Below are 23281 nucleotides of genomic sequence, written 5' to 3' on the forward strand. Positions count from 1 at the left end.
GCGGCTCCCGCAATGCGACGAGCGCGCCACCCGGAAGGGGTGGCGCGCTCGCATGCGTTCGTGCCGGTTCGCGCCGGCCGGGCGTCAGCCTGTCTTCTCGGCCTTGTCCGAGGTGACCGACGGTGCGCCCGGAGCCTGGACCTGCACGTCCGCCTTCGGCGCCGATTGTGGCAGCGCCTTGGTGGGTGAGCTGGTGTGCACCGGCGGGATGACGGGCTTTGCACCGGTCTGCAGCGCGTCGAGCGCGGTGCGGGCGTAGACCTGCTGCTCGGTGATGGTCATCTGGCCGCGCTTGTTGGTGAGGAAGGTGATCGCCCACGAGGTCAGCGTGATGACGCGATTCTGGTAGCCCACGATGTACCAGAGGTGCAGCGCGAGCCAGCCGAGCCAGGCGAGGAAGCCGCCGAACTCGAGCTTCCCGACCTTCGCCACGGCGCTGGCGCGGGAGACGGTGGCCATCGAGCCCTTGTCGAAGTACTTGAAGGGCTTGCGGTCGGCGGGGGACTGGCCCTCGAGGCCGGCCTTGATCGCCTTCGCGGCGTACGTCGCGCCCTGGATGGCGCCCTGCGCCATGCCCGGGACGCCGTCGACCAGCATCATGTCGCCGACGACGAAGACGTTCGGGTTGCCCGGGATGGTGAGGTCGGGCAGCACGCGGACGCGGCCCGCGCGGTCGGTCTCGGCGCCGGACTGGTCGGCGAGGATCTTGCCCAGCTTGCTGGCGGCGACGCCGGCGGACCAGACCTTGCACTGCGCCTCGATGCGGCGCTGGGTGCCGTCCTTCTCCTTGACGACGAGGCCGTCGGCGTCGACGTCGACGACCATGGCGTTCAGCTGGATCTCGACGCCCATCTTCTCCAGGCGCTTTGCAGCCATGGTGCCCAGCTTCTCGCCCATCGGCGGGAGCACGGCGGGGGCTGCGTCGAGGAGGATCACGCGCGCCTCGGTGGGGTCGATGTTGCGGAACGCTCCCTTGAGCGTGTTGTCCGACATCTCGGCGATCTGCCCGGCCAGCTCGACTCCTGTGGGGCCGGCGCCGATCACGACGAAGGTGAGGAGGCGCATGCGCTCCTCGTGGTCGTGCGAGAGCTCGGCCTGCTCGAAGGCGCCGAGGATGCGGCCGCGCAGTTCGAGGGCATCGTCGATGGTCTTCATGCCGGGAGCGAACTCGGCGAACTGGTCGTTGCCGAAGTACGACTGGTCTGCGCCCGCGGCCACGATGAGGCTGTCGAACGGGGTGACGGTGACGCGATCGAGCAGGCGGCTCGTGACCGTGCGGTTCTCGAGATCGATGTCGGTGACCTCGCCCAGGAGTACCTCAGCGTTGCGCTGCTTGCGCAGGATCATGCGGGTCGCGGGCGCGATCTCGCCCTCGGAGAGAATGCCCGTCGCGACTTGGTACAGCAGCGGCTGGAACAGGTGGTGGGTCGTCTTCGCGATCATCGTCACGTCGACGTCCGTGCGCTTGAGGGCGCGCGTGCCGAAGAGGCCACCGAACCCCGATCCGATGACGACCACCTTGTGGCGGTGCCCTGCGTCGCTCATTACTCTCGTCGCTCCTGATTCGCGTCGAAGCCGGGATCCCGGCGTGTGCAGTCCTACCGTAGTCGCCTGCTCAACTCTCGTCGCGCTGCATGCCCGAACTCGTGGCCCGGCGCTCCCGATAGGCAGCGACGTGCGTCCGATTGCCGCAGTTCCCCTCGGTACAGAAGCGGCGTGAGCGGTTCTTCGACAGGTCCACGAGAACTCGGTCACAGTCGTCGGCCGCGCAGGTCTTGAGCCGGTCGACGTTGCCGCTGCGGACCAGGTCGACGAGGGCCATCGCGCACTCCACGCGGACGCGGACCGGGATCGGTGCGTCGTCGTCGACGAAGTGCAGGTGCCAGTCCCAGCTGCCGTGCCGGGTCAGCCGGGGCTGCTGCGGCGTGGCCGCCAGCATCTCGTTGACGATCCCGGCCACGGCGTCGGGATGGTGCGCGGCGAAGGCCCGCTCCAGTTCGGCGCGCAGCGCGTGGATCGGCGCGACGTCGCGCGCCTGCGCGCTGCTCCACCCCGTGAACTCGTGCCGATGCAGGTACTTCTTCAGTGACTCCGCGGTGCCGAGCCGTTCCTCGTCGCCGTACGCGGTGTTCACGAGGTCGGCCGCCATGATCAGGGACGGCTCCGTGTCATGTGCGAATTTCATTTGACTCCTTACGGCAAGGCCCGCTACCGTCATGAGTGTACTTCAATTGACTCCTTACGGAACGCGCAGACACGGAGGTGACGCATGGGTCGGGGTATCGCAATCGCACTGCTGTCGGGTTTCGCCTTCGCGATGTCCGGCCCGTTCGGCAAGCCATTGCTCGCCGCGGGATGGAGCCCGGCCGGCGTCGTGCTGGTGCGCATCTGGATCGCGGCGATGGTCACGCTGATCCCGATGCTGATCGTCGGGCGGGCCCGCCTGGCGACGCTGCGACACGCGCCGTTCACGGTGCTGGCGTACGGCCTGCTCGCTGTGATCGGCGTGCAGCTCGCGTACTTCAATGCCATCGCGCACATGTCGGTCACCGTTGCGCTGCTCATCGAGTTCTCCGCGCCCCTGCTGGTGCTGGTGTATCTGTGGGCCAGGTTCGGCCGGCGCCCGACGCTGCGCACCGTCCTCGGTGCGGCGCTCGCCGTCGCGGGCCTCGTGGCGGTCGTCGGCGCGGCGTCCGGCGGCGCGGTCGTCACCCCCATAGGCCTGGCCTGGGCCTTCGTCTCGCTCGTCGGACTCGCGGCGTACTTCCTCCTCGCCGAGGACGGCACCCGGGCCGACGACATCGACGTCGCGAGCATCGAGGGTGCGAAGCCGGCGGTCGACCAGTTGGCACTTGCTGTCGGCGGCCTCCTTGTGGGCGCGGTCGTGCTCTCTCTGACCTCGCTCGCCGGTCTCACACCCGTGCGCATCTCGACCGAGCCGGTAGTTCTCGGTGGTCTGGGGACCACCCCGTGGTGGGTGCCCGCCGTCGTGATCGGCGCGGTCGCGACCGGCCTCGCGTACGTCGCGGGCATCCTCGCCATCAACATGGTCGGCCCCACGCTGGCCTCGTTCCTCGGCTTCTCCGAGGTGATCGCCTCGGGTGTCGTGGCCTGGCTCATTCTGGGCGAGGCCCTGACGCCGCTGCAGATCGTGGGTGCGGTCGCGATCGTCGCGGGCGTGATCGCGGTCAAGCGGGGCGAGCGGAGCGGAACGTCGGACGGTCCGCGGCCAGACGCGCCAGCCAGTCCGCGCGATGGAGCTCGTACTCCACCCGCGCGTACGGCGTGAGGTCGGCCTCGGCCTCCTCGCCGAGGTCCACCTCGCCCTGCAGCGACTCCCAGTCGAGCATGGCGATGTCGAGCTGCTGCATCCCGAGGCCCGCGAGGACCCGGCGGGAGGCGACGTTCGACCAGGCGGTAGAGGCGTAGATGCGACCGGTGAGACCGTGCTCGAGCGCGTGGCCCACGAGCGCATGCGCCGCCTCGGCGCAGAAACCCCGACGACGGTGCGCATCCGCGACCGCGTAGCTCAGCTCCAGTCCCCGGGCCCGACTGTGCCGGGACGCACGCAGTGCGATCCGACCGAGGGGGCGGCGACTGTGTCGGTCGACGATGTGGAATCGGCCGTCGGCGTCGCCGGTGGTACCGGTGGCAGGAGAGAGATGTAGACGCGCCGTCTCGATGTGCACGTGCAAATCTCCCCTCACGGTGCCCAGCGTATCGCCTCGGCGCCGGTGTACGGGGCAGTTCGCGCGGGTGTCGCGACGGCGGGGCGCCCTTGGCTGCCATACTGTCCCGCGTGACGTACCGAATCGCTCTTGCTTCCTCCGCGGCGCAGCCGGACACCGACGACCGTGGCCAGGAGATCCTCGCCGCCCTGCGCGCCGCCGGTCACGAGGCCGAGGCCGCCGTGTGGTCCGATTCCGCCGTCGACTGGGAGCAGTTCGACGCGGTCGTGATCGCCGGCGCCTGGGACTACGCGCAGCGCTACGACGACTTCCTGGGCTGGGCCTGGCGCGCGGCGGCCCAGTCGCTCGTGCTCAACCCCGAGCCCCTCGTCCGGTGGTACGCCGACAAGCGCTACCTGCGGGACTACGAGTCCGAGGGGATCCCGATCGTGCCGACTCAGTTCATCACTGTGCACGATGCCACGCTCGACCACGACTACCTCGGTACCGATCACGTCGTGCGCCCGTCGATCAGCGGCGGCCTCGCGCAGTCCTTCCGCTTCGGCCCCGGCGACGACGACGCGAGCCGCGCCAAGCTCGAGGAGATCAAGGCCTCCGGCAGCAGCGTCATGGTCTTCCCGTACTCGGTCGAGTCCGGCGGCATCTCGCTGGTCTACATCGGGGGGGAGTACAGCCACGCCTTCGGTCGCGACCTCGCCGCCGAGGTGAACGCCGACCCGACCGAGGGGCGCCCCGCCGAGGTTCTTGTCGACGCGGAGCCGACCGACGCCGAGCGTGCCGTCGCCGAGGCGGCACTGAAGCCGATCGATCCGGCGAACCCGCCGCTGTATGTGCGCATCGACATCGTCCGCACCCCCGAGGGGGTGCCGGTCATCCTCGAGGTGCAGGTCGTCCAGCCCGATCTGCACCTCGAGCGGCTCGACGGCGGCGCGGAGAAGTTCGCCCAGGCGGTCCTCGCGCGGGTGGCCGCCGAGAAGGCCTGACCAGCCCGAACAGCTGAATGAAGTCCCCGTCCGGAGATCCGGGCGGGGACTTCGTCGTGGGAGGGGGTTGCCAAAGAACATATCGCGATATATCGTGAACGCATCGGGTCGCGAAACGTGCGGCCCCCTACCGAAAGGAGTGCCACCATGCGTAGGCACACTCACGATGATCAGCGTTTCGAGGGCCGCGGCGCCCGCTCCTGCGACGACCGGTTCGAGGGCCGCTTCGAAGGCCGGTTCCGCCAGGGCGGTTTCCCGGGCGGGCCCGGCTTCGGCGGCCAGGGCCCGTTCGGCCCCGGCGGTCCCGGTGGGCACGGCCGCGGCGGACACCGCGGTGGCCGCGGACGCCGCGGCGTCCAGCGCGGCGACGTCCGGATCGCTGTCCTCAAGCTGCTGGAGGCCGAGCCCATGCACGGCTACCAGCTCGTCTCCTCGATCGAGGAGCGCACGGCCGGGGCGTGGAAGCCCAGCCCCGGCGCCATCTACCCCACACTCAGCCAGCTCGAGGACGAGGGGCTGATCACCATCGAGCGCGAGAACGGCCGAAAGGTCGCCACGCTCACCGACGCGGGTCGCGCGTACATCGAGACCGCCCTCGCCGACGCGCCGGACCCGTTCGCCGGGTTCGACGGCGGCTCGGCCGAGCGGGGCCACCTCCGCGACACGCTGCGCGAACTGCACGAGGTCACCCGCCGGGTGGCCCGCACCGGCAACGCCGAGCAGACCGCCGCCGTCGACACCATCCTCGGCGATGCGATCAAGCAGGTGTACCTGCTGCTCGCCGGCGTGGACCGCACGCCCCCGGCCGCCGGTGACCCGGCCGCCGACGGTGTGGCTAGCGACGCCGCGGAGCCGGACGAGCAGTAGCCGCTCGCCGCGCCCGCGCCGGATCGGGGAGCAGGCGCACCGCGTCGCCGGGATGCAGATCTCGGTAGCGCTCCGCCGGGAGCTCCGCGACCAGCGCGGTCCCGTCCTCGACGGTGGCGGTCACGCGGCAGTGCCCGCCCGCCACCGTCACCTCGACCACGATGCCGGCCATCCCGGCACCGTCGGGCCCGTCGACGCGCACCGCGTCCGGCGGGAAGACCCGCACCCCTTCGCCGTCCGGCAGCAGGTTCATCCCTGCCAGCCGGGCGGCGAAGTGGGTTGCGGGGGAGAGCAGCAGTTCGGCCGCGGGGCGGTGATCGGCGACCCGTCCGTCCTCGAGGACGGCGGCCTCGTCCGCGAGGGACACCACGTCGGCGGCGTCGTGCGTGATCAGCACGCACGTCCGGTCCCGCAGTAGGACGCGCAGGAGCGAGCGCACCTCCGCCCGCGCCGAGACGTCGAGGGCCGAGAGCGGCTCGTCGAGGAGCAGTACCTTCGGCTCGGCGGCGAGGGCCCGGGCAAGTGCGACGCGCTGCGCCTGCCCGCCGCTCAGTTCGTCGGGGCGCCTGTCCGCGAGGTGGTCGGCGCCCACGGCCTCGAGCCAGTGGTCGGCTGCGGCCGCCGCGGCCCGACGGTCCACCCCCGCGCTCCGGGGCGCGAAGGCCACGTTCGCGCGGACCCGCAGGTGCGGGAACAGCCGCGCCGTCTGGCCGAGCAGCGCGACCCGCCGACGGTGCGCCGGCACCCAGGTGCTGCCGTTCGCGACGGTCTCGCCGGCGACGACGATCCGCCCCGCATCGGGCCGGACCAGGCCCGCGACGGCGCCCGCCACCGTCGACTTGCCGGTGCCGTTGGGGCCGAGCAGCGCCAGCGTCCGCCCCTCGGGCACTGCGAAGACCGCGTCGACGCCGCGGCCCGCGACGGTCACGTCGACCTCCAGGCCCGCGGTCACCGGCGCCACGCCCGGACCCCGTAGACGCCGGAGACGATCACCGCGGCCGCCGCGAGCAGGACCAGCGACAGCGCCACCGCCGCCTGGGGATCCGTCTCGTTGCGCAGGTAGATCTCCAGCGGAAGCGTGCGGGTGGTCCCGGCGAGCGAGCCCGCGAAGGTGAGCGTCGCGCCGAACTCGCCCAGCGCCCGCGCGAAGGTCAGCACCACGCCCGAGGCGATCGACGGCCGCACCAGCGGCAGCGTGATGCGCCGCAGCACGACCGACGGCGGGGCGCCCAGCGTCGCCGCCGTGTGCTCGAAATCCGTTCCCAGCGTGCGCAGCGCGCCCTCCACCGCCAGCACCAGGAAGGGCAGCGCGACGAAGGCCTGGGCGAGGACCACGGCCGTCGTCGTGAAGGCGATGTGCCCGCCGACCCCGCCGTACTGGCCCACCAGGCCGCGCCGGCCGAAGGCGTAGAGGAGCGCGATGCCGCCCACCACCGGCGGCAGCACCAGCGGCAGCAGCACGAGCGGGCGGAGTACGCCCACGAATCGGGAGCGACTGCGCGCGAGGATCACCCCGAGCGGCACGCCCACCAGGATGCACACCACCGTCGCGGCGAGGGAGGTCTCGAGCGACAGGACCAGCGCCGTGCGGGAGTCCTCGGAGGTCACCAGCTCGCCGAACCGCGGCCAGTCGACCTTCGCCACGATCGCGACGAGCGGGATCAGCACGAACGCCGCGCCCAGGCCGGCGGGGAGGACGATCCAGCGCGGATACCCGGTCACGGGCGTGGAGCGGGCGGACGGGGTCAGTGGGGTGCCCCGAATCCGGCGTCCGCGAGCGCCGCCCGGCCCTCGGCGCCGCGGACGAAGTCGATGAACCGTTTCGCGCCGTCGGCGTTCTTCGCGCCGGTCAGCGGGGCGATGGGATAAACGTTGACCGCGCCGTCGGCCTCGGGGAAGTCGACGGACGCGACGGCGCCCTTCGTGCCCTTGACGTCCGTGCGGTAGACGAGCCCCGCGTCGGCCTGCCCGTGCCGGACCTTGGCGAGCACGCTGGAGACCGAGTCCTCCTCGCTGACCGGCGTCAGGGTTACGTCGGCCGCCTTGGTCACCCTGGCGGTCGCGGTGCCGCAGGGCACGGGTTGCGCGCACACGACGACGGAGACGCCGGGCTTGGCCAGGTCGGCGAGTGAGGCGATGCCCTTCGGGTTGCCGGGCGCCGTGGCGATGGTCAGCACGTTCGTGGCGAAGGGCTGCGGGTCGGTGACCAACGAAGCGGCCTTGGCCTTGTCCATCGTGGGTGTGTCGGCGGTCGCGAAGACGTCGGCGGGAGCGCCCTGCTGCAGCTGCGTCAGCAGACCAGAGGACCCGCCGAAGGAGAACTTGACCGGCGTGCCGGGGTTAGCGGCGGAGAACGAGGCGCCCAGCTTCTCGAAGGTCGCCTGCAGGCTCGCGGCGGCGTAGACGACGACGGTGCCGGAGCCCGCGGCCGCCGACGAGGACGTCGAGGTCTCGGGGGAGGTCGGGGTGGAGCAGGCGGTGAGGCCCGCCGCGAGGACGGCGGCGGTCAGGACACGTGCGACGCGCATGGCAACTCCCGGTGACGGTGGTCGGCTTCCGATGGTCGAGACTATCCCCATGGCAACTCACGAGGTGGCGGTCCCGATGCGGTGGGCCGACATGGACGCCCTCCAACACATCAACAACGTCGCGATGCTGAGGTTGCTCGAAGAGGCGCGCATCCGCTTCATGACGCAGAACTTCGCGCAGCACGGCGACTCGAAAGTCACGATGTTCGTCGCGCACCAGGAGATCGACTACCTCACACCGCTGCTCTACTCACCCGAGCCGGTGCGGATCGTCCTGCACGTCACGCGGATCGGCCGTTCGGGCTTCGACCTCGGCTACGAGGTCATCGGGGCCGACGGCGCCGTCTCCGCCATCGCGGAGACCTCCATGGTCGTCGTCGACGGTGCCGGCCGCCCGGCGCCGCTGCCCGCCGAGCTGCGCACCGAACTCGCGGGATTGGTCGGCGATCCGGTGCCCTTCCGCCGCCGCCGGGTCTCCGTCTAGCGGACCATCGCGGCGAGGTAGCGCCGTGTCATCACCGCCTGCAGCGCGCGGGCGACCGGGCCGCCCAGGCAGGAGTACCAGCGTCCCGGGCGGGAGAACGCGGCGACCACCGCCACGACCGTACCGTCGGGGCGCAGCTCCACGGAGAACAGCTCCTCGCCGCTCTCCGGGTGCCCCGGGAGCGTGCCGTAGGCGAAGCCGGCGCGGTCGGTCTCGTCGAGCACGTAGACGACGCGGCACGGAATCCGGATCGGGCCGAACAGCGGCGCCGTCAGGACCATGACCGTTCCGACCTCGGCAGTCGGAGTGCTTGCGCGCACCCGCATCCCGGCTCCGCGCTGCATGCCGTACTCGAGGATCGCGTCCCGCACGGCGGCGAAGTCCTCCCGGCCGCGGCCCACGACCCGCTCGGCGCGGACGGCGTGGGCGTCGCCGGGCGGGGTGCCGCGGGTCGCGCCGACCTCCGGATAGGTGAAGGGCGCGTCGACCAGTGCCGCGAGGTCCGTCATACCGCCCGACGGTACGCCGTCACCGTCGGGCGAGGCGGGCCGCAGCGGCGGCGCCGACCAGGCCCGAGGCGACGACCGCGACGCCGTGCCAGCCGCTCAACGTGACGGTCTCGCCGAGCACGACGGCACCGAGCGCCGCCGCGCAGACCGGCTCGGCGAGGGTGATCGCCGGCAGCGACGCCGAGATCGGGGCCGGTTGGAAGGCACGCTGCTGCAGATACATCGCGCCGAGCCCGCACAGAACGAGGACGTACAGGCGCCAATCCGTGAGCAGCCGCATGCTGTTCGCCAGGAACTCGGCGTGGTCGTACGAGGTCAGCACCGGCTTCGTCAGGACCGTCGCTACGCCGAACAGGGCGCCCGAGGCGACGCCGAAGGACAGGGCGCGGGCCGGGCCGGGCAGTGTCCGCACGAGGCCGAAACCGGTGGCGGTGGCGGCGACGACGCCGACCACGACGAGCGCGGGGAGCCAGGTGGCACCCGGAGCATCGGGGACGCCGTCGGTGGGCCGTCCCGCGATGAGGAAGATCGCGAGCGCGGCCGCGAGCGCGGCCGCGTATGTCCACTCGCGCGCGGTGACCCGGGTGTGATTGAGCAGCGCCGAGACCGGCAGCGCGAAGAGCAGGGCCGCCACGATGAGCGGCTGCACCACGAGCACCGGGCCCAGTGCCAGGGCCCACGCCTGGAAGGCGTATCCGCCGAGGTCACCGAGCAGGCCGAGCCACCAGCGCGGCCGGCGGATGAGCTCTGCGATGAGTGAGTCGCCGTCGTCGACGGTGGCGGCCTCCGCCTGCTGCGCGGCGGAGCCGCAGGCGAACAGGAAGGCGGCGACGAGGGCGAGGACGACCGAGGCCGAGGTGGCGGACACCCGTGAAATCTACGCTCGCGCGAGCGGCCGCCGCAGCGCACGCTAAGTTCGACAGCAGCAACTCGCGAAGGAGGAATGACGTGGCGAAGGTCGAGAGCACCGTTGAGGTGGCGCTACCCCCGGACGAGGCCTGGGCGAAGGCGGCCGACCTGGAGACGCTGCCGCAGTGGGTGACCCTGCACGACGGCTGGCGCGGGCCGCTACCCGAGCTGGCGAAGGGCGCGAAGATCGCGTGCGTGGTGAAGGTGAAGAACTTCCGCAACCGGGTCGACTGGATCATCACGTCGTACGACCCGCCGCGCACCCTGGTGCTCGACGGAAAGGGCGTCGCCGGTACCAAGTACAAGCTCACCGTCGCGATCGCGCCCAAGGGCAGCGGATCGACGATCTCGTTGCGCGCCGATCTGGGCGGAGCGCCGCTGTTCGGCCCCATCGGCGCGACGGTCGCGCGAGCGCTCAAGGGCGACATCGCGGAATCCCTTGCGACCTTCAAGCGGATGTACGAGCAGTAGCGGCACCGGGGAGGGCGGGCGCGTGGAACTCACGGATCTGGTCGGCGCCGCGGTCCGCGGTGGCCTGAGCTGGGGTGCGGACACCGTCGCCCGGCTGCGCCAGCGGGCCGGTGTCGACGGTCCGCGGCCCTGTGACGGCCTGATCCTCGACATCGACGACACGCTCGTCGACACCGACGCCGCCCTTCGTACCGCCGCCCGGGCGGCCGCGCTCGAGGTGTGGCCGACGTCGAACGCCACGGTGCGAGAGGGTTTCGCGGAGCTCTTCCTCACCGACCCCGAGGGCGTCTTCGGCCGGTACACCGCGGGAGAGCTGCGCTTCCACGAGATGCGCAAGGCGCGGATCGCCGTCGCCGCCGAGCGGTCCGGGCTGGTCTGGGAGGCGCGGCGGTACCGCCGCTTCTGCAGCGGCTTCGACCCGGCCTTCGCCGCCGCCCAACACCTCTTCTCCGACGCGATGCCGGCGGTCATGGCCGCCGAGCGGTGGGGGATCGCCGTCGTCCTGCTCACCAACTCGTCATCGCCGGCGACCCGGATGAAGCTCCAGGTGCTGGGGGTCTCGGATCGGTTCGAGCGGGTGGTCACCACGGACACCCTCGGTATCGGTAAGCCGGACCCCAGCGTCTTCCTGCACGCCTGCGAGTTGGCCGGCGCCGCCCCCGACGCGTGCGTCGCGGTCGGCGACAACTACGGCAACGACGTGGTCGCCGCGCGCGACGCGGGGCTGCGCGCCCTGTGGCTCGACCGGTCCGGCCGGGGCACCGGCGGGGAGCCGCCGACCATCCGCTCGCTCGCCGAGCTCCCGGCGGCCCTGACCCGGGCGGTCTGACCTGTCGGTGGCCCGTGTTACAACTGCCCCCATGCTCACCGTGCACCGGTCCGAACGCGGCGACGTCCTGCTGGACGCGCTCGCCGAGGTGCTCGCGGTGCCCGGCGCTGATCCCTTCGTCCCGGAACTGATCGCGGTCCCGGCCCGCGGGGTCGAGCGGTGGATCATCCAGGGGCTCGCCTCGCGTTTGGGCATCGCGGCGAACATCGATTTCCCCACGCCCGCAGCGCTCGTCGCAGACGCGGTGGGCGCCACCTCGGGCGTCGTCCCGGACCAGGATCCGTGGCGCGGCGAACGGCTCGTGTGGCTGGTGCTCGCCGCGATCGACGCGATGGCCTTCGAACCCGACGGCGCCGTGCTGGCGCGGCATCTGGGCGTGGTGGCGGAGGGCGGCTGGGCGGATCAGCCGGGGCATCGGCCGCGTCGCCGGTATCCCACGGCCGAACTGTTGGCCGGACTGCTGCGGTCGTACGGCGCGAACCGCCCCGGCATGCTGGCCGCGTGGGCGGCGGGCCACGACACCGACGGCCTCGGCGGCGAGCTCCCCGAGGACCTGGCCTGGCAGGCAGAGTTGTACCGCCGCGTTCGGGCGCTGGCGGGCGTGCCCAGCCCCGCGGAGCGCCTCGAGGAGGCGTGCGCCCGGCTGCGGAGCGAGCCCGGCGTCGTCGGCCTGCCCGGCCGGCTCTCGGTGTACGGCCCCACCCGGCTCCCGTCGGACCTGGTCGCGGTCCTCGGCGCACTCGCGGCGGGGCGCGAGGTGCACCTGTGGCTCCCGCACCCCAGCCCGGCCCTCTGGTCCGCGCTGTCCGACGGTGCCGCCACCGCCGGCCCGTTGCCCGCGCCGGTGCCCCGGATCGCGGCAGCGCCGGCCACGAACCCGCTCCTCGGGTCGCTCGGGCGCGAGGCGCGCGAGCTGCAGCAGCGCGTCGCGCCCCTCGCGGACGCCGACGTGCACCACGCGGCGCCGGCGCGCCCCGCGACGCTGCTGGGCGCCCTGCAGGCCTCCGTCGCCGACGACGAGCCCCTGGCCGGGGGGCACGCGCCCGACGGCTCGCTCGAGTTCCACGCCTGCCACGGCCCCGCCCGCATGATCGAGGTGCTGCGCGAGCGGCTGGTGCGGCTGTTCGAGGACGATCCCACGCTGCAGCCCCGGGACGTGCTCGTCACCTGCCCCGACATCGAGACCTACGCGCCGCTGATCCGCTCCGCGTTCGGCCAGGCCGTGACCGGGATCGACGGCGATTCGGGCGAGCAGGTGCATCCGGCGCAGCGGTTGCGGGTGCGGCTCGCGGACCGGGCGCTGCGCTTCACCAATCCACTGCTTGACGCGCTGGTCACCGTGCTGGAGATCGCCGACGGCCGCGCCACCGTGGCGCAGGTCCTCGACCTCGCCGCCACCGAGCCCGTGCGCCGGCGCTACCGGTTCGGCGATTCCGACATCGAGCGGCTCCGCGCCTGGGCCGGCCCGTCGGGCGCCCGCTGGGGCCTCGACGCCGCGGGCCGCGAGCGCTACGGCCTCGGCGGCTTCCCGCAGAACACCCTCGCCACGGCGCTCGACCGCATCGTCCTGGGCGTGGTCGCGGACGAGTCCGAGGGCGAGTGGCTGGGTCTCGGGCTGCCGCTCGACGACGTGGACTCGACCGACATCGACCTCGTCGGCCGGTTCGCCGAGTTCCAGGGCGTCCTCACCCGCGCGAGCGCCGACAGCCGCGGGCGGCGGCCCGCCCGCGCGTGGGCGGAGTCGCTGCAGCGGCTCCTCGGCGAGGTGGGTGCCGTGCCCGCCGCCGACTCCTGGCAGGTCACCCAGGCCGGCCGCGAGCTCACCGCCGCCCTCCGCGACGGCGCCGACCGCGACCTCACGCTCACCGAGGTCCGGGCGATGCTCGCCTCGCGGCTGTCGGCCAAGCCGACCCGCGCGAACTTCCGCACCGGCGAACTCACGGTGTGCACCCTGGTGCCGATGCGGTCGGTGCCGCACCGCGTCGTCGTGCTGCTCGGGCTGGACGACGAGGTCTTCCCGCGCTCCACCCGCTACTCGGGCGACGACGTTCTGGGCCGCACGCCCTGCGTCGGCGAGCGCGACCCGCGCGCCGAGGACCGCGAGCTCTTCCTCGACGCGGTGACCAGCGCGACGGACCGGCTGCTCGTCTTCTACACCGGCGCGGATCCGGTCAAGGGCACCCGCCGCCCGCCCGCGGTCCCCGCCTCGGAGCTGCGCGATGCGGCGCAGGCCCTGCTCGCGGACCCGGCGGCCGCCGGGCTGGAGTTCCGGCATCCGTTGCAGCCCTTCGATCCCGTCAACTTCGACCCCGCGGCGTTCGGCCGGGGCGAGCCCTTCTCCTTCGACCCCGCGGCGTACGCGGGCGCCGTCGCCGCGCTGACGACGCCCGCCGCGCCCGAGCCCTTCCTGGCCGCGCCGCTGCTCGCCTCCGCGGTGGAGGACGTCGACCTCGACGCGCTGGTGCGGTTCTGCGAGCACCCCGTCAAGGCCTTCCTGCGGCAGCGCCTCGGGTTCACGGTCCCCGACGCCGACGACGAGCTCGCCGAGACGCTGACCATCGCCCCCGACGGCTTGCAGAAGTGGGACATCGGGGAGCGGATGCTGGCGTCCGCCCTGGCAGGCGTGCCGCCGGAGAAGTTCGCCGCCGCCGAGGTGCGCCGCGGCACCCTTCCGCCCTTCGCCCTCGGCTCGGCGGTGCTGGGCGACATCGGCGCCACCGTCGCCGAGCTGGCCCGCGTCGCGGGGCCGCTCATGACCGGCGCCGCGACCACCGTCGACGTGACGGTCGACGTCGGGGACGGCCGCAGGCTCGTCGGCTCGGTGCCGGCCGTCCGGCCCGACGGGGTGGTGCGCGCCTCGTTCTCCCGGCTCGCGCCGAAGCACCGGGTGGCGGCGTGGATCGCGCTGCTCGCGCTGGCCGGAGCGGGCCACGACGGTGCGTCCGCCGTCGCGATCGGCCGGGCCAGGTTCCGCGGAGTGCTCACATCGCGCCTGCAGGTCCCGCCGGACCCCGCGGAGGTGCTGCGGTCGCTGGTCGACCTGCGGGATCGCGGGCAGCGCGAACCGCTGCCGCTCTTCCCGTCGGCGTCGGCGGTGTACGCGGAGCGGCGGCAGAACGGCGACGACCAAGCTGCCGCGACCGAGGCGGCGCTGCGCGCCTTCGACGACACCTTCGGCGATCAGGCGGACCGGTCGATCCGGTTCGCGCTGGGGGAGAACGCCTTCGCGGATGCGCAGGGCGCACCGCACGACGGCGAGACCGGCTTCTCCTTCGAGCGCAGCCGGTTCGGCACCCTCGCCGCTCGGCTGTGGGTACCGATCCTCGCGTGTGAGGAGATGATCTGATGAGCGCGCGCGAACCCGTGCTGGGCGCCGTCCCCTTCGAGCTGACCGGCCCCCTGCCCGCCGGGCCCACCACCACGGTGCTCGAGGCCAGCGCCGGCACCGGCAAGACCTACGCCATCGTCGGGCTGCTGGCACGGTACGTCGCCGAGGGCGTCGCGGAGCTGGGGGAGATGCTGCTCATCACGTTCTCCCGGGCCGCCACCCAGGAGCTGCGCGAGCGCGCCCGCGCCCGGCTGCTGTCCGTCGAGCTGGCCCTGCGCGACCCCGTCGCTGCGGCGGCGTCCGAGGACGAGCTGATCCGGCACCTCGCCACCGGCGATCCGGCCGAGATCACCGCCCGGCACCGCCGGCTGGTCACCGCGCTCTCCGATTTCGACGCCGCCACCATCACCACCACCCACGGCTTCTGCCAGCGCATGCTCGACGCCCTGGGCCTCGCGGGCGACCTCGAGCCGGGCGCCGTCTTCGTTGAGGACGTCGACGATCTGGTGCAGGAGGTGGCGGAGGACGTCTACCTCGGCATGTTCGCCGGCCGTGAGCGCGCGCCCTTCTCCCTGGCGGACGCCCTGATCTACGCCCGCACCGTCGTCGCCAATCCGCGCGCCGACATCACGCCCGTCGATGCCGAACCCGAATCGGAGACGGGGATGCGCGTCGACTACGCGCGGATCGTGCGGCGCGAGGTGGACCGTCGCAAGCGGATGGGGCGCCTGCGCGACTACGACGATCTGCAGGGCCTGCTGCGCGACGCCCTCACCTACCGCGGGCACGGGCACCGGGCCTGCGCCCGGCTGCAGGCGCTCTACTCGGTGGTCCTGGTGGACGAGTTCCAGGACACCGACCCCGTGCAGTGGGACATCCTACACGCCGCCTTCCACCGCACGAGCACGCTCGTGCTGGTGGGCGACCCGAAGCAGGCGATCTACGCCTTCCGCGGCGCGGAGGTCTACAGCTACCTCAGCGCCGCCACCACCGCGGACCGGCACCAGGCGCTCACCGTCAACCACCGCTCCGACGCGCCCCTCGTTGACGCCCTGCAGCACCTGTACGGCGATGTCGCGCTGGGGGATCCGCTCATCGTGGCCGGCTCCGTCGAGGCGCACCGCCGCACCTCCCGGCTCGCCGGTGGCGCGCCGCTGCGGCTGCGCCACCTCGGCTCGAACGGCCTCGGCCCCAAGACCCAGTCCGGGACCCCGTACGTGCGGAACGTGCGGCCTGCGGTGCTCCGCGACGCCGCCGCCGACATCACCCGCACCCTCACGGCAGGGGAGCAGCTGGAGACGGCGCCCGGCGAGAGCCGTGCGCTCCGCCCCGGCGACGTCGCGGTGCTGGTGCGGAAGAACGCGCACGTCGCCGAGCTGCAGGCGCTGCTGCAGGACTACGGCGTACCGGCCGTCGCCGCGGGCGGCGCCAGCGTCTTCACCACGGCCGCCGCCGTCGACTGGCTCCGGGTGCTCCAGGCCCTGGAGAACCCGGGCCGCAGCGACCGCGCCCGCCTCGCCGCGCTCACCCCGCTGTTCGAGTTCACCGCCCGCGACCTCGACGAGCGCGGCGACGAGCTGGTCTCCGCGATCAGCGGCCAGCTGCGCACCCTCGCGGGCGTCTTCGCCCGCTCCGGTTTCGCGGCGATGTTCGACACCCTCGCCACCCGCTCTCGGTTCGACGAGCGGCTGCTCGGCCGCGTCGGCGGCGAGCGGATGCTCACCGATCTGCGGCACGTCGCCGAACTGGTCCAGCACGCCACCGTGACGCTGGGCCTCGGCCTCGGCGCCGCCACCCGCTGGCTCGCCGACCGCATCGCCGACCCGGGTCTCGGCGGCACCGCCGACCCCGCGCGACGGCTGGCCACCGACACGGCCGCGGTCCAGCTGATGACCGTGCACGCGAGCAAGGGCCTGCAGTTCCCCGTGGTGTACCTGCCCTTCGGCTGGGACGACGGCTCCTTCGGCGGCAAGAAGACCTTCGTCTTCCACGACGAGAAGGGCGAGCGCCTCATCGACGTGGGCGGGGAGTACGCGCCCGGCTACGCCGAGCGGTACGCCGTCTCGCAGAAGGAGGCGGCCGGCGAGGAGCTGCGCCTGTTCTACGTCGGCGCCACGCGCGCGCAGTCCCGGCTGGTGCTGTGGTGGGCGCCCGGCACCACCACTCGTAGCTCGCCGCTGCATCGCCTGCTGTTCTCCGCCGACGTGGGCGGCGGCCGGATCCCCGCTGATCAGGCGCCGATCCCGCGCGACGCCGATGTGGGCCCGAGGCTGCGGGAGTGGGCCGCGCCCGTCGCGGCCGCGGTGTCGATCGAGGCGGTCGACCTCGCCGCTCCGAAGCCGGAGCCCTGGCGGCCCGACGACCGCGCCTACCCGGCTCTCGAACTGGGCCGGGCGGCGCGTCGGATCGACCCCACGTGGCGCCGCACCAGCTACTCGGCGCTCGTCGCCGACGCGGCCCACGGCCCGGCGGACGCCGTGCCCGACACCGGTAGCGAGCCGGAGGAGCCGGTCACCGACGACGAGCCGACCGAGGATCCGATGGACGCTCCCGCCGAGGCGGGCGGCGCACCGTCGTCCCTGATGAACGGGCTGTCGGGCGGCGCGGTCTTCGGAACCCTCGTGCATGAGATCCTCGAGCACGTCGACACCGGAGCGCCGGATCTCGCGGCGGAGGTGCTGGCCCGATGCCGCGAGGCGGCCGAGTTCGGAGCCACCCCGGACGATCCGGCCGAGGTGGCCGCGGCGCTCGTCGCCGTGCTGCACACGCCGCTCGGCACCGGCGACCTCGCACACCTGACCCTCGCCGGGGTCGCGCCGGCGGATCACCTCGCCGAGCTCGACTTCGAGATCCCCCTGGGCGCGGACGACGGGGCCGCGGCCACCCTGTCGACGATCGCCGACCTGCTCGAACGGCATCTCCCCGCCGGCGATCCGCTCGCACCGTACGCGGAGCGGCTGCGCGAGGTGCCCGGCGCGGCGCTGCGCGGCTACCTCACCGGCAGCATCGACTCGGTGCTGCGCGTCGCGACGCCGGAGGGCCCCCGGTTCACGGTGGTCGACTACAAGACGAACCGCCTGGCGCGCGGCGATCTGACGACGGCCGACTACACCGCCGAGGCGATGGCGCGGGAGATGATCTCGTCGCACTACGTGCTGCAGGCGCTGCTCTACTCGGTGGCGCTGCACCGCTTCCTGTCCTGGCGCGTGCCCGGCTACGCGCCGGCCACGCACCTCGGTGTCGTCCAGTACCACTTCGTGCGCGCCATGATCGGCCCCGACGGCCCGCCCGGCGCGGGCGTCTTCGAGTGGCACCCGCCGGCGGCGCTCGTCGTCGCGGTGTCCGACGCGCTGGCAGGGGGCGGACGATGATCACGACGGAGCCGACGCTGCTGGAGACCTTTGCCGAGGCCGGGGTCCTCGGCCCCGCCGATGTGCACGTCGCCGCCACCCTGGGCCGCCTCAGCGGCGAGTCCGACGAGGCGGTGCTCCTCGCGGCCGCGCTCGCCACCCGCGCGGTGCGGCTGGGCTCGGTCTGCCTCGAGCTGTCCCGCCTGCGGGACGTCGCGGTCGACGGCGAGCGCGAGGTCGATGTGGCCGCCCTGCCCTGGCCCGAGGACGCCGCCGTGCTCGCGGGCCTGCGGCGCAGCCCGCTCGTGGTCGGCGCCGCGTCGGGGCCGCTGCGCCCGCTGCGGCTCGTCGGCGACGAGCTGCTCTACCTCGACCGCTACCACCGGCAGGAGGAGACGGTCCGCGCGATCCTCGACGCCCGCGCCGGCGCCGCCCCCGGCGTGGACGCCGCGCGCCTGCGCGAGGGACTGCGCGCCCGCTTCCCCGAGCCCGGTCCGGACCGGCAGCGGCTCGCCGCCGCGGCCTCGGTGCTCGGGCAGACGACGGTGCTCGCCGGCGGCCCCGGCACCGGCAAGACGTACACGGTGGCCCGGATCCTCGCGCTCCTCTTCGACCAGCACGGCCCGGACCTGCGGATCGGTCTCGCCGCGCCCACCGGCCGCGCGGCGGCGCAGCTCGCGGGCGAGGTCCGCGCGCAGGGCGCGACGCTGGGCCTGCCGCGGGAGATCCCGGCCCAGACGATCCACCGCATGCTCGGCTTCAAGCCCGGCAACGCCAGCAGGTTCCGGCACGACGCCAGCAACCACCTGCCCTACGACGTGGTGGTGGTCGACGAGACCTCGATGGTCTCGCTGACCATCATGTGCCGGCTGCTGGAGGCGCTGCGGCCGGACGCGCGGCTCATCCTGGTAGGCGACCCGGATCAGCTCGCGTCCGTCGACGCGGGCGCGGTCCTGGGCGATCTGGTCGCGCGCGGGGTGACGACGGCACCGTCGCCGGAGCTCGAGGCGCTCCTCGCCGACGAGACAGGGCGGCCAGGCGGCGACGAGGCCGGTATCGACGACGCGGAGCTCGCCGACGCGCGCCGCGGTGTGGTGCGGCTGCGGCGCGGCCGCCGGTTCACGGGTGCGCTCGGCGAGCTGGCCGACGCGGTGCGTCGCGGCGACGCCGACCGCGTCGTCGAGCTGGCCCGCGCCGGCGGCGACGGTGCGATCGAGTGGTGCGAGCCGGACGATCGCGAGGGCCTGCGCGCCGACGTGGAACGGGCGAGCGCGGTCACCGTCGGTGCCGCGCAGCGCGGGCTCGCCGCCGAGGCCGCCACCGGGGTCCAGCTGCACCGCGTGTTGTGCGCACACTCGGAGGGGCCGTCGGGCGTCACCCGCTGGGCGCAGCTCGCCGAGGAATGGGCGGGTGTCCGCGGCGGCGGCTCCGGCTGGTACGCCGGGCAGCCCCTGCTGGTGACCGCCAACGACTACGACACCAAGGTCTACAACGGCGACGTCGGCGTGGTCATCGCGCACGACGGTGACCTGGCGGACCTGCGCGCGGCCTTCGCCCGCGGCGGCGACGTCGCGCTGCTGTACCCGAACCAGCTGGTCGCAGTGCGCACCGTCTACGCGATGACGATCCACCGCAGCCAGGGCAGCCAGTACGAGGCGGTCTCCGTCGTGGTCCCGCCCGCCGATTCGCGGCTCCTCACCCGCGAGCTGCTGTACACCGCGATCACCCGTGCGCGGCAGCGCGTCCGGCTGGTCGGCGGCGAGGAGGCGCTGCGGGCCGGCGTCGAGCGGCAGGTGTTGCGGGCGAGCGGCCTCCGGGGAGACGCTGGGGTATGACCGAGCGCAGGCGCGTCCTGATCCAGGGGGCCGGGGCGGTGTCGGCCGCGGCCGGCGTGCTCCTGGCGGGGACCGGCGCCGAGGTGCGGGCCGCGTCCCGCCGCGACGACGTCATCCTCACCGCCGTCGACCCGCGCGGCGTGGTGGCGCACGTGCCGGTGGTGCGGTACGCGGACGTCGAGCCCGGCACCGTCGACCTGCTGGTCCTGACGTCCGCGCCGGGCGAGCTGGACGACGAGGTCGCCGCCGCACTCGCGGCGTCTCGGCCGAGGGTCGTCGGCGTCACGAGCCCCGTCATCGGCGATGCGGCGATCGCGCAGCGTGTCTTTCCCGGCGCCGACGTGGCCACGCTCGCGCCCGGGCTGCTGTCGTTCGCGACGTCGCGCGGTACAGAGACCCGCGCCGAGTACTGGGTTCCGCCGCTGACCCCCGCCTTCTCCGCGGTCGCGGTCGAGGGATCCTCGCGTGACCTACCGCGTCGGCTCGTCAGGGAGTATCCGGCGGTGATCGGGCGCGTGCCGGCGCGCGCAGTGGCCGCCGTGGGGACGTTGATGGTGCCCTACGCGGCGGAACTCGCGGTCGTCGGCGGCGACTGGCCTACGTTCCTGCGGCGGCTGCGCCGGCCGGGACGTGCGATGGCGGAGGCGATGCGGGTGGACGTCGGGCTGCCGGTGTTCGCGCCGCCCGCGATCGTCGTCCGCGCGGTGCTGCGGCAGCTCTGTCGGACGGCACCGTTCGACTTCCCGAAGTTCGCGGGCAACCACTTCGTCCGGCATGCCGACCAGAGCCTGCGCATCCTCGACGCCTGGCGGGCAATGACCCCGCGCGCCACGCCCGCCCTGGACTCGCTTCGTGAGGATCTCGCCGCGGCGCTGTGATGCGAGCTATCCCGCGAAGACGGGCGTGGCGAAGACGAACAGCGCCATGAAGGCGAGGTTGATGAAGTAGGCGGCCTCGACCAGGCTGACGGTGATGAAGAAGGGCTGGAGCAGGCGGGACGCCGCCTCGGGCTGGCGTGCGATCCCCTCCACGAGCTTGGCTCCGGCGGTGCCGTTGCCGATGCCCGCGCCGATCGCGCCGCCGGCCATGATGAGCCCGCCGCCGCCGAGGGCGCCGGCGGTGATGATCGCGTTGACGAGGTTCTGATCTGCCATGGGGTGGCTCCTAACTCGGGTGGAACAGGTCGGAGATCGCCGCAGCGGCGCGGGTGGCGCCGTCCTCGGCGCGCAGGGCCGCGCCGATGCGCTCGGCTGTCGGCCGGTGCTGCTCGACGGTGCGCAGCGCCTCCGTCAGGCCGTCGGCGGTGAGGGAGTGCCGGGGGAGCGGGGCGGTGCCCGCGCCTAGGCGGTGTAGGCGTTGCGCCCAGAAGGGTTGGTCCATGATGCCCGGGACCGGGATCGACGGTGCCCCGGCGTGCAGCGCGGCGGCGGTGGTCCCGGCGCCGCAGTGGTGGATCACCGCGGCGCAGCGCGGGAACAGCAGCGCGTGCGGCACCTCATCGACGACGAGGAGGTGCTCGCCGACGGGATCGAGCCCGGCCCAGCCGCGCTGCACGACGGCGCGCACTCCGGCCGCCGCGGTCGCCTCGGCGAGGACTGCCGAGATCGCCGCGCCGTTCGCCGTGGCGGTGCTGCCGAGCGTGACGGCGACGGGCGGCGGACCGTTGGACAGGAAGGCCTCGAGGTCAGCGCCGAGCGCGCCTACGGGTTCGGGGCGCAGGTATCCGGTGACGCGCACGTGCTCCGGCCAGTCGGCGGGCCGCGGGAGGACGTGCTCGCTGAACGGGTGGAGCACGGGCCAGGAGCGATCGCGCTCCGCGCGCGAGGGTTTCGCGGGCAGGCCGAGGTCGTGACGCAGCTCGGCGATCACGGGCGCGTAGACGCGCTCGGCGAAGCCGCCCGCCCACCAGACGAACCGGTTGCCGAGCCATCCGTAGGAGCGCACGCCGAGCGCCGGCGGGCTGAAATCGCCGGTGGCGGAGGCGGGCTGGAACATCATGCCCGCGCTGCGGACGCCGAGTGCCGCGGCGACGTGCCGGCCGAGCAGCGCGCCGACGGGGCCCTCCAATAGGAGGAGGTCACTGCCCTCGGCGGCCGTGGCCATTGCTTGCCCGACGCCGCGCAGCCCCTCGCGCATCTCCTCCAGCGACTCCTTCGAGGGCCGCATCGTCCGGCCGTCGACGAGGGCCTGTGCAGCGGGGGAAGCGAGCGTCTCGGCGCGGGTGTCCTTCGGCAGCGGCGCGTAGGCAACGCCGGCGCCGGTGACCTCGGCGCGGTAGGGCTCCTGCGCGGCGAGCACGACGTCGTGGCCGTCGGACTGCAGCCGGCCTGCGAGGCCGGTGAGCGGGACGACGTCGCCGCGGGTACCGAAGGCCAGGATCGCGGTCCTCATGCGCGCACCCCGCGGGTGAAGATCTCGACCAGCGTCTCGCCGTACGCCACTGGGTCGTAGTCGACGCCGATCGTCCCCAGCCTGGCGAGGTCGGACGCCGCACCGTCGAGGGCGCCGCGCAGCGCCGAACCTGCCCGCACCGGGTCGAGGTCGGCCCGGAACTCGCCGCTGTCGACGCCGAGGGTGAAGATCGCAGCGGGGTCAAGCAGCGCGAGGTCGCCCTGGGGCGGGTTCGCCGCGGTGTCCTCGGTGACCGCCTCGTCGAATCGGCGGCCGTCGGCCGTGCGGTAGGAGGTCGCGATCTCGCGCAGCGCGACAGTCGCGAGGCGGTGCTCGGACAGGAAGGCGGCGTTGGAGCGTATGTAGGCGGCGAGCTTGTCGGTGGCCGTCTCCGCCGCGGCGACCGCGGGCACGATGTACCCGGCCGCGGCGGTGAAGACCGCGGTCGTTACCGCCGCGACCAGCTCGTCCTTGGTGCGGAAGTGATAGAGCGCCACGGACTTCGCGATGCCGACGTGCTCGGCGATCTTCGCGACGGACGCCGCCGGGTAGCCGCGTTCGGCGATGACGGCGATGGCCGCGTCGACGAGTTGGGCGCGCCGCTGCTCGGAAGTGAACGTGTCTCTAGACCGCATGGTCTAAACATAGACCGTACGGTCTAGAGGTGTCCAGGTCCTTGGAGTCGTTGCAGGTGGGACGCTCAGGCGGCGCGCAGCGGGTCGTGCTCGGCCATGAGCTTGTCGATCCGGGCCTCGTCGACGCGGACGCGCACGCTGTTCGCCTCCTGCTGGTCGCGGATGACCTTCGCGAGGTTGAAGGTGCTGGTGATGAGGAACAGGGCTCCCACGAGCAGGAAGCCGCGCTGCCAGGGGTCGATGGGCAGGTAGAAGGCTCCGACGAGCAGGCTGCCCGACGAGACGGCGAACGCGATGGCGGACTGGATGAAGAAGGCGGCGGTGGGCTTGGGCGAGCTTGCGATGGTGGTCATGCACACAGCGTGCCGCTCGCCGAGCTGCCGCGGATGAGTAGAACTACGCCTCGGTGGTGGGTACTTCGTGCTGTGAAAGCGGCCACACGATTGGGCGGGAACCGCAGTGGACTGCGATTC

Annotated in this window: 22 protein-coding genes; 10 read left to right on the top strand and 12 right to left on the bottom strand. The window is 73.4% G+C overall.

Features of this window, described 5'->3' with window-relative positions:
* Positions 1–84: 84 nt before the first annotated feature.
* On the bottom strand, positions 85–1545 hold the full coding sequence (locus tag HNP44_RS06350) for an NAD(P)/FAD-dependent oxidoreductase (protein ID WP_259143706.1): 1461 nt from the start codon (positions 1543–1545) through the stop codon (positions 85–87).
* A gap of 70 nt (positions 1546–1615) precedes the next feature.
* On the bottom strand, positions 1616–2185 hold the full coding sequence (locus HNP44_RS06355; protein WP_259143705.1) for a CGNR zinc finger domain-containing protein: 570 nt from the start codon (positions 2183–2185) through the stop codon (positions 1616–1618).
* 84 nt (positions 2186–2269) lie between these two features.
* Between HNP44_RS06355 and HNP44_RS06360 the strand changes: the two genes are divergently transcribed.
* On the top strand, positions 2270–3289 hold the full coding sequence (locus tag HNP44_RS06360) for an EamA family transporter (RefSeq protein ID WP_259143703.1): 1020 nt from the start codon (positions 2270–2272) through the stop codon (positions 3287–3289).
* Here the strand turns inward: HNP44_RS06360 and HNP44_RS06365 are convergent.
* Positions 3189–3707: a GNAT family N-acetyltransferase gene (locus HNP44_RS06365; RefSeq protein WP_259143702.1), complete on the bottom strand. Its 519-nt coding sequence runs from the start codon at positions 3705–3707 to the stop codon at positions 3189–3191. The two genes, HNP44_RS06360 and HNP44_RS06365, sit on opposite strands and share 101 nt — an antisense overlap.
* A 92-nt stretch (positions 3708–3799) precedes the next feature.
* Between HNP44_RS06365 and HNP44_RS06370 the strand changes: the two genes are divergently transcribed.
* The gene (locus HNP44_RS06370) at positions 3800–4672 is read left to right on the top strand and encodes a hypothetical protein (protein ID WP_259143701.1); all 873 of its coding nucleotides are present in this window, start codon (positions 3800–3802) and stop codon (positions 4670–4672) included.
* A gap of 147 nt (positions 4673–4819) precedes the next feature.
* Complete coding sequence (locus HNP44_RS06375) at positions 4820–5539, top strand: PadR family transcriptional regulator (protein ID WP_259143700.1); 720 nt, start codon at positions 4820–4822, stop codon at positions 5537–5539.
* On the opposite strand, the gene HNP44_RS06380 is transcribed toward HNP44_RS06375, so the two are convergent.
* Genes HNP44_RS06380 through modA form a run of 3 tightly spaced genes read right to left on the bottom strand, consistent with a single transcriptional unit; the run spans position 5508 to position 8067 of the window.
* Entirely contained in the window at positions 5508–6500 is a 993-nt protein-coding gene (locus HNP44_RS06380) for a sulfate/molybdate ABC transporter ATP-binding protein (protein ID WP_259143699.1), read from the bottom strand. The two genes, HNP44_RS06375 and HNP44_RS06380, sit on opposite strands and share 32 nt — an antisense overlap.
* Complete coding sequence (locus HNP44_RS06385) at positions 6488–7288, bottom strand: ABC transporter permease (protein WP_374758769.1); 801 nt, start codon at positions 7286–7288, stop codon at positions 6488–6490. Before HNP44_RS06385 ends, HNP44_RS06380 begins: the two co-directional genes overlap by 13 nt.
* Entirely contained in the window at positions 7285–8067 is a 783-nt protein-coding gene (gene modA, locus HNP44_RS06390; protein ID WP_259143697.1) for a molybdate ABC transporter substrate-binding protein, read from the bottom strand. The genes HNP44_RS06385 and modA overlap by 4 nt, the downstream gene beginning before the upstream one ends.
* Before the next feature lie 49 nt (positions 8068–8116).
* Here modA and HNP44_RS06395 point away from each other — a divergent pair, with 49 nt between their 5' ends.
* Positions 8117–8551: an acyl-CoA thioesterase gene (locus HNP44_RS06395; RefSeq protein ID WP_259143696.1), complete on the top strand. Its 435-nt coding sequence runs from the start codon at positions 8117–8119 to the stop codon at positions 8549–8551.
* On the opposite strand, the gene HNP44_RS06400 is transcribed toward HNP44_RS06395, so the two are convergent.
* Positions 8548–9060 (bottom strand): DUF1990 family protein, encoded by a 513-nt coding sequence (locus tag HNP44_RS06400; RefSeq protein ID WP_259143695.1) that lies wholly within the window; start codon positions 9058–9060, stop codon positions 8548–8550. The genes HNP44_RS06395 and HNP44_RS06400 overlap by 4 nt on opposite strands.
* Before the next feature lie 19 nt (positions 9061–9079).
* Positions 9080–9928 (bottom strand): DMT family transporter, encoded by an 849-nt coding sequence (locus HNP44_RS06405; protein ID WP_259143694.1) that lies wholly within the window; start codon positions 9926–9928, stop codon positions 9080–9082.
* A gap of 80 nt (positions 9929–10008) precedes the next feature.
* Between HNP44_RS06405 and HNP44_RS06410 the strand changes: the two genes are divergently transcribed.
* Genes HNP44_RS06410 through HNP44_RS06435 form a run of 6 tightly spaced genes read left to right on the top strand, consistent with a single transcriptional unit; the run spans position 10009 to position 20660 of the window.
* Complete coding sequence (locus tag HNP44_RS06410) at positions 10009–10440, top strand: type II toxin-antitoxin system Rv0910 family toxin (protein ID WP_259143693.1); 432 nt, start codon at positions 10009–10011, stop codon at positions 10438–10440.
* Between the two features lie 22 nt (positions 10441–10462).
* Positions 10463–11269, top strand: coding sequence for an HAD family hydrolase (locus tag HNP44_RS06415; RefSeq protein WP_259143692.1), 807 nt, complete (start codon positions 10463–10465; stop codon positions 11267–11269).
* A 31-nt stretch (positions 11270–11300) separates the two neighbouring features.
* Complete coding sequence (recC, locus tag HNP44_RS06420; protein ID WP_259143691.1) at positions 11301–14615, top strand: exodeoxyribonuclease V subunit gamma; 3315 nt, start codon at positions 11301–11303, stop codon at positions 14613–14615.
* On the top strand, positions 14615–17968 hold the full coding sequence (locus HNP44_RS06425; protein WP_259143690.1) for a UvrD-helicase domain-containing protein: 3354 nt from the start codon (positions 14615–14617) through the stop codon (positions 17966–17968). Before recC ends, HNP44_RS06425 begins: the two co-directional genes overlap by 1 nt.
* A complete protein-coding gene (gene recD / locus HNP44_RS06430; RefSeq protein WP_259143689.1) occupies positions 17965–19782 on the top strand; it encodes an exodeoxyribonuclease V subunit alpha in 1818 nt (605 codons plus the stop codon). The genes HNP44_RS06425 and recD overlap by 4 nt, the downstream gene beginning before the upstream one ends.
* Positions 19779–20660 (top strand): hypothetical protein, encoded by an 882-nt coding sequence (locus tag HNP44_RS06435; protein ID WP_259143688.1) that lies wholly within the window; start codon positions 19779–19781, stop codon positions 20658–20660. Before recD ends, HNP44_RS06435 begins: the two co-directional genes overlap by 4 nt.
* Before the next feature lie 6 nt (positions 20661–20666).
* On the opposite strand, the gene HNP44_RS06440 is transcribed toward HNP44_RS06435, so the two are convergent.
* The 4 genes from HNP44_RS06440 to HNP44_RS06455 form a co-directional block, all read right to left on the bottom strand.
* The gene (locus tag HNP44_RS06440; protein WP_224651818.1) at positions 20667–20936 is read right to left on the bottom strand and encodes a F0F1 ATP synthase subunit C; all 270 of its coding nucleotides are present in this window, start codon (positions 20934–20936) and stop codon (positions 20667–20669) included.
* A gap of 10 nt (positions 20937–20946) precedes the next feature.
* Positions 20947–22173, bottom strand: coding sequence for a glycosyltransferase (locus HNP44_RS06445; protein WP_259143687.1), 1227 nt, complete (start codon positions 22171–22173; stop codon positions 20947–20949).
* Positions 22170–22808: a TetR/AcrR family transcriptional regulator gene (locus HNP44_RS06450; protein WP_259143686.1), complete on the bottom strand. Its 639-nt coding sequence runs from the start codon at positions 22806–22808 to the stop codon at positions 22170–22172. Before HNP44_RS06450 ends, HNP44_RS06445 begins: the two co-directional genes overlap by 4 nt.
* Positions 22809–22873: 65 nt before the next feature.
* A complete protein-coding gene (locus tag HNP44_RS06455) occupies positions 22874–23161 on the bottom strand; it encodes a YiaA/YiaB family inner membrane protein (protein ID WP_259143685.1) in 288 nt (95 codons plus the stop codon).
* Between the last annotated feature and the right edge of the window lie 120 nt (positions 23162–23281).

Origin of the sequence: Tsukamurella ocularis (assembly GCF_024807615.1) — a bacterium.
Taxonomy (GTDB): Bacteria; Actinomycetota; Actinomycetes; order Mycobacteriales; family Mycobacteriaceae; genus Tsukamurella; species Tsukamurella ocularis.